This window comes from Streptomyces sp. NPDC032161 (genome assembly GCF_040636995.1).
Lineage (GTDB): Bacteria > Actinomycetota > Actinomycetes > Streptomycetales > Streptomycetaceae > Streptomyces.
Map to the genome: position 1 here is coordinate 19,032 of NZ_JBEZVN010000047.1, position 14,346 is coordinate 33,377.

At 74.7% G+C, this 14,346-nt stretch carries 2 protein-coding genes and 1 pseudogene; 2 read left to right on the forward strand and 1 reads right to left on the reverse strand.

Annotated features, from left to right (window positions below; translation table 11 throughout):
• Nucleotides 1-40: 40 nt before the first annotated feature.
• Both AB0E67_RS33415 and AB0E67_RS33420 read left to right on the forward strand, forming a co-directional pair.
• Complete coding sequence (locus AB0E67_RS33415) at nucleotides 41-6,544, forward strand: amino acid adenylation domain-containing protein (protein ID WP_362034031.1); 6,504 nt, start codon at nucleotides 41-43, stop codon at nucleotides 6,542-6,544.
• Complete coding sequence (locus AB0E67_RS33420; RefSeq protein WP_362034034.1) at nucleotides 6,541-13,788, forward strand: amino acid adenylation domain-containing protein; 7,248 nt, start codon at nucleotides 6,541-6,543, stop codon at nucleotides 13,786-13,788. Before AB0E67_RS33415 ends, AB0E67_RS33420 begins: the two co-directional genes overlap by 4 nt.
• Before the next feature lie 358 nt (nucleotides 13,789-14,146).
• Here AB0E67_RS33420 and AB0E67_RS33425 read toward each other — a convergent pair.
• Nucleotides 14,147-14,346, reverse strand: a pseudogene (locus AB0E67_RS33425) (hypothetical protein); the annotation flags it as partial.

Sequence of the window (14,346 nt, forward strand, 5' to 3'; positions counted from 1 at the left end):
CACCGCCCCTCACCACCACCTGCCCAGGGAGACACGACCGATGGCACCCGTCGACGGCGGATATCCGCTGTCCTTCGCACAGGAACAGCTGTGGCTGCTCGACCACCTCAGGTCGGGTGACGCCGCCGAGTATCTGATGCACGAGACCTTCAGAATCCGGGGCCCGCTGGACACGGACGCGCTGACCGCCGCGCTCACCGAGATCGCCGCCCGGCACGAGGTGCTGCGCACCCGGTACGTCGACGAGGACGGTCGCGCCGTCCAGGTCATCGACGAACCCGGGCCGGTGAAGCCGGAGTTCGCCGACCTCGGCGACGTCCCGGAGGACCGGCGGGAGCAGAGCCTGCGGGAGTTCGGCAGCGCCTGGGCCGGCACGCCGGTCGATCTGCGCCGGGACCATCCCTGGCGGGTCGCCGTGGTCCGGCTGGCACCGGAGGACGCGGCCCTGCTGCTGACCTTCCACCACATCGCCTTCGACGGCTGGTCCTGGGGCCTGCTCGCCGACGAACTGCGGGAACTGTACGGGGCGTTCGCCGCCGATGCCGCCTCGCCGGTCCGGCCCCCGGAGCCCTTGGAGCTCCAGTACGCGGACTACGCGGACTGGCAGCGCGAGTGGTGGGCGGCCCAGCCGGAGCTGCTGGAGCGGCAGCTCGGCCACTGGCGGGAGCGGCTGGCGGGGGTGGCACCGCTGGAGCTGCCCACCGACCGGCCGCGTCCGGCGCGGTGGGACGCCGCCGGGGACACGGTCGCGTTCACCGTGCCGGCCCCGCTGGCGGCCCGCTTCACCGCGCTCGCCAAGGAGCAGGGCGCCACGCTCTTCATGGCCGGGCTCGCCGCGTACCAGCTGCTGCTGGCCCGCTATTCCGGGAAGGACGACATCGCGGTCGGGGTCTCCCTGGCCAACCGGGAAGACGCCAGGCTGGAGCGGCTGATCGGCCTGTTCCTCAACACGGTGGTGCTGCGCACGAATCTGGGTGGGGCACCGGACTTCCGGGAGCTGCTGTCCCGGGTGAAGAACACCACTCTGGACGCCTACAGCCACCAGGAGGTGCCCTTCGAGCGGGTGGTCGCGGCCCTCGCCCCGGAGCGGGACGCCGGGCGCAACCCGGTCTTCCAGGCCGCGTTCACCCTGCACAACGCGCACCGCCGCCCGTTCGCGCTGCCGGGTCTGGAGGTGAGCCGGGTGGGCGACGGGGCGCAGAGCTCCGCGTTCGACCTCTCCCTCCACCTGACGGAGCGTCCGGACGGCACGGTGGCGGGCGAGTTCATCTACCCCACCGCGCTCTTCGACCGGGACCGGATCGAGCGGATGGCGCAGAACTTCCTGCACCTGCTCGACCAGGTGGTCGCCGCGCCCGGCACCCCGGTTGACCGGCTGGAGGCTGCCGCCCCGGCGGAGCGCGCCACGCTCACCGCCTGGGGCGAAGGGACGGCCCACCCGGCGGGCCGGGACCGGGACGGCCGCGGCCTGGTCCGGCTGGTGCTCGACCGGGCGGCCGCCACCCCGCGGGCGACGGCCGTCGCCGACGACGGCGGCCCGCTGGACTACGCGGGGCTGGCCGAGCGGGTGTCGTGGCTGGCCGGCCTGCTGCGCGTCGAGGGCGTACGCCCCGGCGACCCGGTCGCGGTCAGCCTGCGTCGCGGCCCGGATCTGGTGACCGCGCTCCTGGCCGTACTCGCCGTCGGCGGCGTCCTCGTGCCGCTGGCACCGGATCTCCCGGACGCCCGGCGGGACTTCCTCCTGACGGACTCCGGGGCGGAGCTGGTGCTCACCGAGGAGGCGCTGCGCGACCGCTTCGGGGACCGTCTCCGGGTCCGGGCCCTGGACGCCGAGTGGTCCGTCGCGGCCGGTGCCCCGAGCGCGCCGCCCGGTGTCCTCCCCCACCCGGCCGGCCCGGACGACGCGGCCTGCCTGGTGTACACCTCCGGGTCCACCGGCACCCCCAAGGGCGTGGTGGTGACGCACGGCGGGCTGCGCAACCGGGTGCTGTGGTCGGTGGAGGCGTACGCGATGACGGCCGCCGACCGGCTGCTCCAGAAGACCACCATCGGCTTCGACGCCGCCCTGTGGGAGTTCCTGTCCCCGCTGGTCTCCGGCGGCACCGTGGTGATGGCCCCGGCGGACGCGCACCGGGACCCGTCCGTGATGGCCGCCGCCATGGCCCGCCACGGGGTCACGCTGCTCCAGCTGGTGCCCTCGGTGCTGCGCCTGCTCGTCCAGGAACCGGCACTGGCCGGCTGCACGGCGCTGCGCCTGGTCAGCTCGGCGGGTGAGCCGCTGCCCGCCGATCTGTGCGAGCGGCTGCGCGCGGTCGTGCCCGGGGTCGAGATCTCCAACACCTACGGGCCCACCGAGTGCTCCATCGACTCGACCGCGCACCGCTACGCGGGCGAGGGACTGCCCGGTTCCGGCACGGTCGCCATCGGCGCCCCGCTGCCGGGCGTCGGCGTCTCCGTGGTGGACCCGGCCGACCTGCTGGTCCCGATCGGGGTGCCCGGAGAACTCTGCGTACGGGGCGTGGGGCTGGCCCGCGGCTATCTGGGCCGCCCCGGGCTGACCGCCGAACGCTTCGGCGTGGACCCGTACGCCACCGTGCCGGGCGGGCGCTGGTACCGCACCGGCGACCTGGTGCGCTGGCGGGCCGACGGCACCCTGGAGTTCCTGGGCCGGGCCGACGACCAGGTGAAGATCCACGGCGTCCGGGTCGAACCGGCCGAGATCGAGGCCCTGTTGCTGGCGCATCCGGGGGCCGCCGGAGCGGCGGTCGTGGCCCGGCCCGGCGCCCACGGCGAACTGGAACTGACCGCGTACGCCGTGCCGGCCGCCCCCGGGGCCGCCGACGCGGAGCTGCGGAAGGAGCTGCTGGCCCACCTCGCCGCGCGGCTGCCCGCCGCGGTCGTGCCGTCCCGGCTGGTGCTGCTGGACGCCCTGCCGCTGACCGCCAGCGGCAAGGTGGACCGGCGCGCGCTGCCCGGGCCGAAGGAGGCCGCGCAGTCGCCGGCCGCGGCGGACCCGGACCGTACCGCCCCGCGTACGGCGACCGAGCGGGCCGTCGTGGAGGCGATGGCCGCGGTCCTGGAAATCCCCGAACCCGGCTTGGACGACGACTTCTTCACCCTCGGCGGCCACTCGCTGCTCGCCATCCGGCTGGTACTCGGCCTGCGCCGCGCCTTCGGCATCGGGATGACGGTCGCCGACCTCTTCGCCGACCGCACCCCCGCCGCCCTGGCCGCCCGCATCGACCGGGCCACCGGCGCCGCCGACACCGCGGACGGCGGCATCGTGCCGGTGCCCCGGGACGGCGAGCCGCCGCTCTCCTTCGGCCAGCGGCGCATGTGGTTCCTGGACCAGTTGGAGCCGGGCAGCCAGGAGTATCTGATCCCGCTCGCGCTGCGGCTGCGCGGTCCGCTGGACACCGCCGCCCTCCGGGGCGCGCTGGACGAGGTGGCCCGGGCGCACGAGGTGCTGCGCACCCGGTACGCGGACCGGGACGGCAGCCCGGTGCAGCTCATCGACCCGCCGGGCCCGGTGGCGTTCCGGCTGGTGGACCTCACCGGGGCCGCCGGCGGCGCGGACGACGTGGCCGACCGCGCCCGGGAGCTGCTCGACGAGGCGCTGTGCACCCCCTTCGACCTGTCGGCCGAGCATCCGCTGCGCGTCACCGTGATCCGCGCCGCCCCCGAGGACCACTGGGTGGCGCTCGCCGCACACCACATCGCCTTCGACGCCTGGTCCACCAAGGTGTTCCTGCGCGACCTGGACACCGCCTACACCGCGCTCGCCGCCGGACGGTCCTCACCGCTGCGCCCCGGCCCGGTCCAGTACGCGGACTTCGCCGCCTGGCAGCGCGGCCGGGAGGACGGTCCGGAGACGGTCCGCCAGCTCGGCCACTGGCTGGGCCGCCTGGGCGGGCTCACCCCGGTCGAGCTGCCGTCCGACCGGCCCCGGACGGCCACCCGCGACGCCGCCGGGGACACCGTCATCGTCGATGTCCCGGAGGCCGTCGGCCGGGCGGTCACCGAGCTGGGCTCCCGGCACGGCGCGACCCCGTTCATGACCCTGCTCAGCGCCTTCCAGGTGCTGCTGCACCGCTACACCGGACGCACCGACATCGCGGTGGGCGTCCCGGTGGCCGCCCGCACCCGGGAGGAGACCGAGGGGCTGCTCGGCCTCTTCGTCAACAGCCTGGTGATCCGCACCGATCTGGGCGGCGACCCGGCCTTCGCAGGGCTGCTGGCCCGGGTGAAGGAGGTCTGCCTGGAGGCGTTCGCGCACCAGGACGTGCCGTTCGAGCAGCTCGTGGACGAGCTCGGGACGGAACGCGACCTGTCGCGCAACCCGCTGTTCCAGGTGATGTTCGAGCACCAGCACATGGGCGGGCTGACCACCACCCTCGGCGGGCTGTCGGCCGAACCGCTCAACGCGGGCCCGCGGACGGCCAAGTTCGACCTCACCCTGACCGTGAAGGAGCGCCCGGACGGGCGGATGCACTGCTGGTTCGAGTACGCGAGCGCGCTGTTCGACCGCGCCACGGTGGAGCGGCTGGCCGCCCACTACCTGCGGCTGCTGGAGTCGGTGACCGCCGCGCCGGAGACCTCTCTGGCCGCGCTGGAGCTGATGACCGGCACCGAGCGGCGGCAGCTGCTCGGCAGCTGGCCCGACCCGTACGCCGCCCGGCTGCCGGAGATCCTCCCCGAGGCCGAGCGCGACCTGACCGTACCGGAGCTGTTCGTCCGGCAGGCCGCCCGCACCCCGGACGCCACCGCCCTGGTCTTCGGTGCGCAAGAGGTCGGTTACGCCGCGCTGGAGGCGCGGTCGGCCCGGTTCGCCCGGCGACTGCGGGCTCTGGGCGCCGGTCCCGAGACGGTGGTGGCCTCCTGCCAGGAACGCGGGATCGACGCCGTGGTGACGCTGCTCGGTGTGCTGCGGGCGGGCGCGGTCTACGTACCGCTCGACCCCCGCCATCCGCGGCGGCGTCTCGCCCGGACCGTCGAGGACGCCGGGGCGCGGTTCGTGGTCACCACCGCCGAGCACGCGGCCGCCTTCACCGGCGACGGACTCCAGGTGCTGACCGCGGACGCCCTCGACGCCGGGGAGCTCACCACCGACGCGGCCGAGGGGCTGCCGGACGTCCCGGCGGCTCCGGAGAACCTCGCCTACATGATCTACACCTCCGGCTCCACCGGACAGCCCAAGGGGGTGATGATCGACCACCGCGCCTACGCCCACCACTGCCGGATCGCCGCCGACGCGTACGGCATCGGCCCCGGCGAACGGGTGGTCCAGCTCTCCTCACTGACCTTCGACGTCGCGATGGAGCAGATCGCCGCCCCGCTGCTGACCGGCGCCGCCGTGGTGATCGCCGATCCGCTGTTCTGGAGCCCGGCCGAACTCCCGGCCCGGCTCGCCGAGCACGGCGTCACGGTCATGGAGACCACCCCGGCCTACTACCGGGAGGCGATGAACTACGACACGAGCGTGCTCACCGGGCTCAAGCTGATCAACCTCAGCAGCGACGTGGTCACGGTGGCCGACGCCCGGCAGTGGGCGGCGAGCGGGCTGCCCGGCCGGTTCGTCTGCTGCTACGGCCCGACCGAGGCCACCGTCACCTGCCTGCTGCACACCGGGACGGTCGAGCACGACGGGAAGCGGGACACCGCCTCCATGCCGCTGGGCCGTCCGTTCGCCGGCACCCGGGCCTACGTCCTGGACGCCCGGCAGCGCCCGGTGCCGCTCGGCGTCCCCGGCGAACTCTGCGTCGGCGGCGTGCGGCTCGCCCGCGGCTACCACGGGCGGCCGGAACTGACCGCCGAGCAGTTCGTGCCCGATCCGTTCGGCGGAGCGGGCGAGCGGCTGTACCGCACCGGTGACCTGGTGCGGTACCGGCCGGACGGCACCCTGGAGTTCCTGGGCCGGATCGATCAGCAGGTGAAGATCCGCGGGCTGCGCATCGAGCTCGGCGAGATCGAGGCCGCCCTGACCGGGCATCCCGGTGTCGGCGCGGCGGCCGTCACCGCACCCGAGATCACCCCGGGCAACCGCCGACTGGCCGCCTACGTGACCGGCCGGGACGGCGCCGCCGCCCCGGACCCGGCCGTGCTCCGCGAGCATCTGCGGGAACGGCTGCCCGACTACATGATCCCGGCGCTGTGGACCTCCCTGGACACCCTGCCGATGACCGCCAGCCAGAAGATCGACCGCAAGGCCCTGCCCGCCCCGGCCACCACCGCCGAACGCGCCCATGTGGTGCCCCGGGATCCGGCCGAGGAGATGGTGGCCGCCATCTGGGCCGAGACGCTCGGCGTCGAACAGGTCGGCGCCGAGGACGACTTCTTCGACCTGGGCGGCCACTCGCTGCTGGCCACCCGGGTGCTCGCCCGGATCCGGGAGTCCTTCGCGGTGGACCTCCCGCTCCGCCGGCTCTTCGAGAACACCACCGTCGCCGCCCTCGCGGCGGCCGTCACCGAGGCCGTCGAGGCGGCCATCGCCCAGCTCTCCGACGCAGAGGTCGCGGAACTACTGAACCCGGAAGGCGCACGATGACGCACCAGACGCTCGACCCCGCGGCACTCCGCGCCCAGCTGCTGAGGCAGCGGCTGCGCGGGGCCGCCGCACCGGCTCCGTCCGACGGCATCGCCCGCGCCCCGCGCGGCGGCCCGCTGCCGCTCTCCTTCGCCCAGCAGAGGCTGTGGGTACTGGACCGGCTCGGCCCGGGCTCCACCACCTACCTGATGACGGCCGCGCTGCGGCTGCGCGGGCCCCTCGACGTCCGGGCGCTGCGCGGCGCGCTGGACGCGCTGGTGGCACGGCACGAGGTGCTGCGCACCCGCTACCCGGTCGTCGACGGCGATCCGGTCCAGGTCATCGACGCGCCCGCGCCGGTGGACCTCGCCGAGGAGGACCTGACCGGGCTGGACCCGGAGGACCGCGCCCGCCGCCTGGCCGCGCTCGGCACCTCGCGGCGGCAGCCGGTGGACCTGGCCGAGGGACCCGTGCTCCGTGCCGTACTGGCCCGGCGCGCGGCCGAGGACCACACGCTCTTCGTGACCGTGCACCACATCGCGGCGGACGGCTGGTCGGAGGACCTGCTGGTGCGCGAGCTGGCCGACGGGTACCGCAGGCTGACCGGCCCGGAGCGGCCGGCGCCCGCGCCGCCGGCCCTCCAGTACGCGGACTTCGCCCTCTGGCAGCGCGAACGGCTCACCGAGGAGCGCCTGGAGGACGGCCTCGGCTACTGGCGGAAGCGGCTGGCCGGGCTCGCGCCGCTGGAGCTGCCCACCGACCGGCCGCGTCCGGCGGTCCGGGACGAGACCGGGGCGGTCGTCCCGTTCACCGTGCCCGCAGAGGTCGCCGCCCGCCTCTCCCGGCTGGCCCGCGAGCACGGCGCCACCCCGTTCATGGCCGCTCTCGCCGCGTTCCAGGTGCTGCTGAGCCGGTACACCGGCAGCACCGACATCGCGGTCGGCACCCCGGTCTCCGGCCGGGACCGGGCCGAGACGCAGGAGATGCTGGGCCTCTTCCTGAACACCCTGGTCCTGCGCACCGATCTCTCGGGCGACCCCGGCTTCGCCGAGGTGCTGACCCGGCTGCGGGAGGGCGCGCTGGACGACTACGGCCATCAGGAGGTGCCCTTCGAGCGGCTGGTCAACGCCCTCGCCCCGGAGCGCGATCCCTCCCGCACACCGCTATTCGGCGCGATGTTCCTCTGGGAGGGTGCCGACGGACAGGCCCCCGGAGGGGCCGACGGCGGCGGTACGGGGACGTTGACGGTGGAGCGGCAGGCGGTCGGCGAGACCACCGCCAAGTTCGATCTGACGCTCAGCGTCACCGAGCGGCCGGACGGTTCGCTCTCCGGCGGCCTCAACTACGCCACATCGCTGTTCGACCCGGCCACGGCGGCACGCATGGCCGGCCACTTCACCCGGCTGCTCGCCGCCGCGGTCGCCGACCCGGACGCGCCGGTCGGCGGTCTGGAGCTGATGTCCGGGCCGGAGCTGCACGAGGTGGTGCACGACTGGAACGACACCGCCACCCGCTTTCCCTCCGGCACGCTGCACGGGCTGTTCGAGGCCCGGGCGGCGGCCACCCCGGACGCCGTGGCGGTCACCGACGAGGCCGGGACGCTCAGTTACGCGGAACTGAACCACCGGGCGGATGCCGTGGCCGCCGCGCTCAGGGCCCGGGGCGCGGGCCCCGGCACCGTCACCGGGGTGTGCCTGGAACGCTCCCGCGGCCTGCTGGTGGCCCTCCTCGGGGTACTCAAGGCGGGCAGCGCCTATCTGCCACTGGAGCCGGAACTCCCCCCGGAGCGGCGCCGGTTCATGGTGACCGACTCCGGCGCCCGGATCCTGCTCACCGACGCCTGGGCCGCACCTTCCGGCGTGCCCGCCGAGGTCGCGGTCCTGCCGCTGGCGCGCGGCGGACTGCTCCCGGACGGCGTCCCGGGCCGGGCCGGAGCCGCGCCCGGTCCGGGCGACGCCGCCTACGTGATCTACACCTCCGGATCCACGGGCCGCCCCAAGGGGGTGCTGGTCGAGCACCGGGCGATCGTCAACCGGCTGCACTGGATGCAGCGGGAGTTCGGCCTCGACACCACCGACCGGGTGCTCCAGAAGACCCCGATGGGCTTCGACGTCTCGGTCTGGGAGTTCTTCTGGCCGGTGTCCGCCGGCGCCACCCTGGTGATGGCCAGCCCCGGCGGCCACCGGGACCCGGCCTATCTGGCCCGGACCATCGCCGAGGAGTCCATCACCACCCTGCACTTCGTGCCGTCCATGCTCCGGGCCTTCCTCGCGGGCCCCGTCCCCGAGCTGCCCTCGCTGCGCCGCGTCGTGTGCAGCGGGGAGGCGCTGCCGGGGGACCTGGTCACCGCCTCGGCCGAACGCCTCGGGATCGCCCCGCACAACCTCTACGGCCCGACCGAGGCCGCCGTGGACGTCACCAGCGCCCCGTGCGTCCCCGGCCGACGGGTCACCATCGGCAGGCCCATCTCCAACACCCGTACCTACATCGTGGACGCGGCACTGCGGCCGGTGCCGGTCGGAGTCCCCGGCGAACTGCTGCTCGGCGGCGTCCAGCTGGCCCGCTGCTACGTCGGCAGACCGGCGCTGACCGCCGAGCGCTTCGTCCCCGACCCCTTCGGCGGGACGCCCGGCGGACGGCTGTACCGCACCGGCGACCTGGCCCGCCATCTGCCGGACGGCTCCATCGACTATCTGGGCCGGCTGGACCACCAGGTCAAGATCCGCGGCCAGCGCATCGAACCGGGCGAGATCGAGGAGGTCCTCCACGAGCACCCCGCGGTCGCCTCCGCGGCCGTCGCGGTGCACGAGCAGCAGCTGGTGGCCTATCTCACCGGCCACCCCGCACCGGCCGCCCCGGGCACCGCCCGCCCCGACACCGGCGAGATCCGGGCCTGGCTGCGCGAGCGGCTGCCGGACGCCATGGTGCCCGCCGACTGGATGGTGCTGGACGCCCTGCCGCTGACCGCCAGCGGCAAGACCGACCGCAAGGCGCTGCCCGCCCCCGACCGCAGCCGCGACAGCCGGGCGGGTGAGTACACGGCACCGCGCACCCCCGTGGAGCGGGCGATCACCGAGGAGCTGGCCGCCGCGCTGGACCTCGACCAGGTCGGCGTCCACGACCGGTTCTTCGACCTGGGCGGCGACTCCATCCGGGCGATCCGCGCGGTGGGCGCCCTCCAGGGGCGGGGCCTGGCCCTGTCCGTACAGCACCTGTTCACCCATCCCACCGCCGCACAGCTGGCCACCGTCGCCACCGAGACCGCAGGCGGCGGGCAGGGACCCGGGCTGGTCGCGCCGTTCGCCCAGCTGGACCCGGCCGACCGGGAGCGGCTGCCGGACGGGCTGGCCGACGCCTACCCGCTGGGCGAGGTCCAGGCCGGGATGGTGTACGAGCTGCTGGCCGGCCCGGAGGCCAACACCTACCAGAACGTCAGCAGTTTCCACTTCGCCGACGACGGCCCGTTCTCCCTCCCGGCGCTGCGCGAGTCGATACGGCGGCTCGTCGACCGGCACGAGATCCTGCGCACCTCCTTCCGGCTGTCCGGCTTCTCCGGGCCGCTCCAGCTGGTGCACCAGCATGCCGAGGCCGAGGTCGGGTTCACCGATCTGCGCGGGCTGACACCGGACGAACAGCGAGCCGCCATCGCGGAGTTCCGCGCCGCCGAGCAGCACATACCGTTCGATCTGGAACGCGCCCCGCTGCTGCGCTACCACGTGCACCGCACGGGTGAGCGCGCCTGGACCCTCACGCACACCGAGTGCCACGCCATCCTGGACGGCTGGAGCCACCATTCGGTGATCCAGGAGATCCGCGCCGACTACGGCCGCGTCCGGGACGACGCCGACTGCGCCGTCACCCCGCCTCCGCGTGCCCGCTACGCCGACTTCATCGCGCTGGAGCGGGCCTCGCTCGCATCGGCGGAGGACCGCGCCTTCTGGCAGGGCAGGATCGGCGGCTTCCCCCGCCTGGAGCTGCCCGCGCCCACCGCGCTCGCCGAGTCCGGCGGGCCCGCCCACGAGGTCCGGGTCTCCTGGGCCGAACTGGACCCGGCACTGCGCCGGCTCGCCGCCCGTACCGGCACCTCGCTGAAGACGGTGCTCTACACCGCCCATCTGAAGCTGATGGGCCTGATCTCGGGGCAGCGCCGCTTCTTCGCGGGCGCCGTGTGCAACGGCCGCCCCGAACTGCCGGACGGCGACGAGGTGCGCGGCATGTACCTCAACACCGTGCCGTTCGCGGTGGACCTGGACGCGTCCAGCTGGGAGGAGCTGCTGCGCGCGGTCTTCGCCGAGGAGGCGGCCCTCTGGCCGCACCGCCGCTATCCGCTGCCCGCCATGCAGCGCGAGTGGGGCGGCGGCGTCCCGCTGGTCGACGTGATCTTCGGCTATCTCGACTTCCATGTGCTGGACCACTCCGCCACCGCGCCGGAGGCCGTCACCGACAGCAGCCCCAACGAGTTCACCTTCGACGTGTGGACCTTCCCCGGCGAACTGCGGATGACCTGCCGCCCCGGCTGGGCCGGACGGGCCCGGCTGGAGGCGATGGCCGCCACCTTCGTGGAGGTGCTGCGGACCATGGCCGAGCGGCCGGAGGCCGCCCCCGGCGCCTTCCACGCCGCCGAGCTGGCCCGGCCCACCACCACCCCGGCGCCCCGTCCCCTGCCGCCCGAGGTGACCCTGCCGGAGCTGATCGCCGGCCGCTCCCGGCCGCAGGACGTGGCACTGGTCGACGGGGATTCCACCGTCACCTACGGCGAACTGGAGGCCCGTGCCAACCAGTTCGCCCACCTGCTGCGGGCTCGCGGGGTCCGGGCCGAGGTACCCGTCGCGGTCTGCCTGGAGCGCGGCCCGGAGACGGTGATCGCCCTGCTCGGCGTGGTGAAGGCGGGCGGCTGCTACGTCCCGGTCGACCCGGAGTACCCCGAGGAGCGGATCGGCCATCTGCTCGCCGACTCCGGCGCCGGACTGCTGGTCACCCGCGCCGCGCTGGCCGACCGGCTGTCCGGACTGCTCACCAGCGGCGTCCGGACCGTGCTGCTGGACACCGAACGGGCCGAGCTGGAGGCTCAGCCGCGGACCGATCCGGGTGCGGGCACCGCTTCGGACAACACCGCCTACGTCATCTACACCTCGGGATCCACCGGGCGTCCCAAGGGCGTCCAGGTCACGCACCGCAACGTCGTGCGCCTGGTGCACGGCGAGAACCACGCGGAGATCGGGCCTCACGACACCGTGCTGGTGGTCTCCCCGCTGGCCTTCGACGCCTCCGCCTTCGAGCTTTGGGGCACGCTGGCCAACGGCGGCCGGCTGGCGTTCGTCCCGCCCGGCACCCCCACCACGGCAGGCATCGCCGAGGTCCTGCGGGAGCGGCGGGTGACCGTGGCGTTCCTGACCACGAGCCTGTTCCACCTGATGGTGGAGAGCTGCCCCGAGGCGCTGACCGGGCTGCGTACGCTGCTGACCGGCGGGGACGTGCTCTCCGCCGGACGGGTGCGGACCGCGCTCGGCCACGGGCTGCGGGTCAGCAACATGTACGGGCCGACCGAGTGCACCACCTTCGCCACCGGGCAGCACGCCCTCACCGTGGAGCAGACGGACCGGCCCCTCCCCATCGGCCCGCCGATCGCGCACACCACCGCGCTGGTCACCGACGAGGACCTCGACCCGGTCCCCTACGGCGTCCCCGGCGAACTGCTGCTCGGCGGCCCGGGGGTGGCCCGCGGCTATCTCGGCCGGCCGGGGCTGACCGCCGACCGCTTCGTCCCCGACCCCACCGGCACCTGGCCGGGCGGCAGGCTCTACCGGACCGGTGACCTGGTCCGCCAGGACCCGGACGGTGTCCTCCACTTCCTGGGCCGCCGCGACCACCAGGTCAAGGTGCGCGGCCACCGCATCGAGCTCGGCGAGGTGGAGGCCGGACTGAACGGCCTGCCCGGCGTGCACGAGGCCGCTGCGGCCGTACGTCCGGGCCCGGACGGCGACAAGCAGCTGGTCGGCTATGTCGTCCCGGAGGAGCACGCGGCCTTCGACCCGGCGGCCCTGCGCGCCGCGCTGCGGCAGCGGGTGCCGGCCTTCCTGGTGCCCAGCGCCTGGGTCCGGCTGGACGAGCTGCCGCTGAACGCCAACGGCAAGCTGGACCGGGCCGCGCTGCCGGCGCCGGGCGGCGTCGTCACCCGCGGCGAGGTGGTCGCTCCGCGCACCGCCGCCGAGCGGGCCCTGGCCGAGGTGTGGGCGGAGGTCCTGAACCTCGAACGGGTGGGCGTCCACGACGACTTCTTCCTGCTCGGCGGACACTCCCTGCTGATTCTGCGGGCCATCGCACTGCTGCGGGAACGCCACGGCCTGGAACTGACCGTGCGGGCCTTCGTGGAGCACCACACCCTGGACGCCGTCGCCGCCGCGGCGGAACGCGGCGGGACGGGCGGCACCTCGCGCAGTGCCCTGATGTGGCTGCGCAGGGAAGGCGGACAGGCGCCCCTCTTCTGCGTCCACCCCGGGGGCGGCAGCGCCCACTGGTACCAGCGGCTGGTCCCGCACCTGGCCGAGGACCTGCCGGTCGCCGCCCTGGAGTGGCCCGGACTCCAGTCCGGCCCCGGGAAACCGGTGCCCACCGCCGCGGAGATGGCCGAGCGGTACGTCACCGAGATCCGGCGGGCCCGCCCGCACGGTCCCTACCGGCTGCTCGGCTGGTGCGGCGGCAGCGGGATCACCGCCGAGATGGCGGACCGGCTGAGGGCGGACGGCGAGGAGGTGACGTTCATCCTGCTCGACCCGGGCCTGGACAGCCACGAACGGCAGGGCCTGTGGGAGGAGTTCCGGCTGATCGAGAGCTGCACCGCCAAGCTGGAGGAGCTGGCCGCGGCCGGCCCGGAGGAGGACACGGGTGCGCTGCGCGACGAGATCCTGAAGCTGCTGAACCATCTGGTGGACGACGCGGACCCGGAGACCGGGATCGTGCTCCCCGAGCGGAACGGGGCCGGGGTCTGGCTCCCGTCGGCACGGATCTGGCGCGAGGTGATGGAGATGACCCTCACCTACCGGCACCGCTACTTCCCCGGCACGCTGCACCTGATCATCAGCGACGAACTCGCCCGGGGCGAGCACGAGGTGGCTCTCGGCCAGACCTACGAGGAGTACCTGGACCGCTGGCGGGAGCTGAACGCCGCCGTCGAGGCCCACCGGGTCCCCGGCGACCACTTCGGCGTCATGCGCCTCCCCCATGTCACGTCCCTGGCCGAGACCCTGGCCGAACTGCTGGGCTGACCCCGGCGCAGGATACCGACGGAGCCCGGCCGGACCATCCGGCCGGGCTCCGTGCTGTCCGCACGCCGGGGCAGGGCCGCATCCGGGGCCCGGAGCCCGTATGCCGAGCGGGGCCCGTACGCGGGGCGGCCCCCTCTCTGGGGCCGGGAGCGCGTACGCGGGTGGGGGCTCGCGGCCGACCGGTCCGCCCGGCCTCCGTACGCGGAGCCGGACGCCGGCCGCGTACGGCCGGTCCGGCCGTACGCGGCGGGCTCTCGCAGCGGGTCGGCGGACGGCCTCGTACCGGCGGCGGGCACAGCAAAGGACGGGGTGCCCGGCCGATGCGGCCGGACACCCCGTCGGAGGGTGTGTCGCGCTGTCAGTCGTGCTGGTCGACGGCGACGAAGCGGAGTTCGGAGGTGTACGCGTTGCCCTGGTCGTCGGTGAGCCACGCGTGCTCGGGGGTGGGCAGCATCTCGGTGACGGTGAGCTTGGCCTCCGGATCCTTCCGCGCCAGCCGCCGCGCGGCCTTGGCCAGGATGTTCACGTACACCGGCGCGTCGAAGTCCACGTAGAACG

Coding starts and splice junctions, on each gene's coding strand:
- AB0E67_RS33415 (WP_362034031.1), top strand. CDS start 41: ATGGCACCCGTCGACGGCGGATATCCGCTGTCCTTCGCACAGGAACAG.
- AB0E67_RS33420 (WP_362034034.1), top strand. CDS start 6,541: ATGACGCACCAGACGCTCGACCCCGCGGCACTCCGCGCCCAGCTGCTG.